The organism is Moorena sp. SIO2C4 (genome assembly GCF_010672485.1).
GTDB lineage: Bacteria > Cyanobacteriota > Cyanobacteriia > Cyanobacteriales > Coleofasciculaceae > Moorena > Moorena producens.
In genome coordinates this window covers 1-2,019 of the sequence record NZ_JAAHGN010001237.1, presented here as the reverse complement: position 1 = coordinate 2,019, position 2,019 = coordinate 1, and the positions used below count along the sequence as shown (strand labels likewise).

The window sequence follows — 2,019 nt, the reverse complement described above, 5'->3', positions numbered from 1 at the left end:
TTGACGGCGCGCTGGATACGCTTGGGCTCCGAGACGCCGTAGCCTTGCGCAAGGGGAAAGCGGGCCTCCATTGATTAAGGCGACCCTATCCTTACGGTAACTTCAAGACGCTCACTAAGCACGGGTAGAGCGCGGGGCTGTCGCCATCAGCTCATGGCCAATTTTCTTTCTTGGGCAGACTGTTTTGGCTACTGTTGATGATTCTATCTATTCCTCTTGTTGTATTCATAAAATATAGTCATAAACAAACATCTGTGCTAATCTCTCACAAGGGAGGTAATTAGCACAGATGCGACTCAAAGACTATGCCAAACACATGGCAGTAAGCTACCAGACGGCTTGGAGATGGTGGAAGGCAGGTAAGTTGCCTCATCCAGCATTCCAAACCGAAAGTGGCTCAGTCATCGTTGAGTACTTCCATCAACAGAAAACCCAGCCATCAAACACCAAACGAGTTGCTATCTATGGGCGAGTCTGATCTGCTGAGCATAAGTCAGACGTTGAGCTTCAAGTTGAACGTCTTCAACAGTATGCGATCGCTAAAGGTTACACGATTGTCAAAATTATCAAAGAAGTAGGAAGTGGACTCAACGATAATCGTAAACAATTAGCCACTCTTATGCATTCTGATGGCTACGACATTTTACTAGTAGAGCATAAAGACAGCCTGGCTAGATTCGGCATCAATTACTTGGAGATTATGCTGTATCGTTTAGGTATTCAGTTAGAAATTGTCAACCAAGTAGATAAGGGTAAAGACGAGTTGATGCAGGATTTGATTGCTATTATCAAGTCATTCTCTGCTAGGTTGTACAGGCAAGATCATGCTAAGAAAAAGATCGAAAAAATTATCGCTGAACTCCAAGCTGATGGCGGCGACGAGTACCAGTTAGAACCAAACCCATAAAACCTAGGGAAAACACCGACATCGTAGCTGGCTCTGGTACATCAACAGGGGGCTTGTCTCCCGGCTCACCAGCCACTAATTTAACCTGATACGCTAGTCGAGATTGTGTGGGCCGATTCTCAACTGACATGGTCATAGTTGATTGACCAGTGAGGGTGAAAGCACCTGAAACGTTACTGATGTGTAAATACTGTGCATCAAAAAAACCGCAATCATTAGGATTACTACAAACACTGGATGCGTCAGGAAGACTAGCAGACATGGCACTATCGGTTAACATCAAGTTGCTCAGTACAATGCTGCTGTTATTCTTACGAGCACTAGTCCGTAGAAACAAATCTGAGAAGTTATCCTCTGTAACTGTAGACGAAAGAACCACGTCACCAACGGTATAGGTGAGTTGAGAAATACCATCGAACTCCAGTAAGAAATCAACCGCTTCACCACTGACCCAATTAAATTATTTCTGATCTAAGTTAGTAAAACCACCACTAGCGTTAACCTTGTGGATATCTAGCTCAAAAGTGTTTCCTCCTATTGTTCCAGACCCAAAACGACTCTTGGCAGACAGGAAGATCTCGGGAGCTAGGTTCTGGAACTCTGTTTCAGTCAGATTACCACCAATCGTAAACGCACTGGCTCCAAAGGGAGTAAAAGCTAGTCCTAGTGCTGACACTCCCAAACTTAATAGTAAATTACGAGTCATCATTATTTCTCTTGCCTATATGGAGTATTAGTTGTTATTGCAGTAACAACTGATCAAAGTATCGAGACTGAGTGTTTGCGATCGCGTAGCGGCTCTGTTCGCGTAGCGTGGCCTTTGGCCTTAAGAGCCTCGCGTTTGCTTTCTATCCGTATTTCTGTATTAACGTTCTATCTGTATTAACTTTATTGAAATCTGTATTAATAGTTGACGAAGATCGACCCTACCTGCCACGACCTTTGGACAAAAAGCTGATATCCAACAAAGCTAGCGCCCTAACAAACCTTAGGTGCGCTTTCCGCTCTTTGTGCCCTTGACCCATTAAGAATTAAATTCGCCACGGGTCGCACCTGTAGTTGCTGCTGGTTCTGGGACTTGAGCCGATTCAGGGTCAGAGTCAAGAGTTGAA

General features: G+C 44.5%; 3 protein-coding genes and 2 pseudogenes. 2 read left to right on the top strand and 3 right to left on the bottom strand.

Annotated elements, in window-relative coordinates:
* The first annotated feature begins 289 nt into the window (after positions 1–289).
* Complete coding sequence (locus F6K20_RS36075) at positions 290–478, top strand: hypothetical protein (protein ID WP_008182324.1); 189 nt, start codon at positions 290–292, stop codon at positions 476–478.
* A gap of 12 nt (positions 479–490) precedes the next feature.
* A pseudogene (locus F6K20_RS36070) lies at positions 491–907 on the top strand (IS607 family transposase); the annotation flags it as partial.
* Here F6K20_RS36070 and F6K20_RS40340 read toward each other — a convergent pair.
* From F6K20_RS40340 to F6K20_RS36060, 3 genes and pseudogenes are all read right to left on the bottom strand, one after another.
* A complete protein-coding gene (locus tag F6K20_RS40340; protein WP_324293467.1) occupies positions 849–983 on the bottom strand; it encodes a PEP-CTERM sorting domain-containing protein in 135 nt (44 codons plus the stop codon). The pseudogene F6K20_RS36070 and the gene F6K20_RS40340 overlap by 59 nt on opposite strands.
* 12 nt (positions 984–995) lie before the next feature.
* Positions 996–1,355: pseudogene (locus F6K20_RS40335) on the bottom strand (choice-of-anchor W domain-containing protein); the annotation flags it as partial.
* Between the two features lie 12 nt (positions 1,356–1,367).
* Entirely contained in the window at positions 1,368–1,616 is a 249-nt protein-coding gene (locus tag F6K20_RS36060) for a hypothetical protein (protein WP_287298033.1), read from the bottom strand.
* Positions 1,617–2,019: the final 403 nt, after the last annotated feature.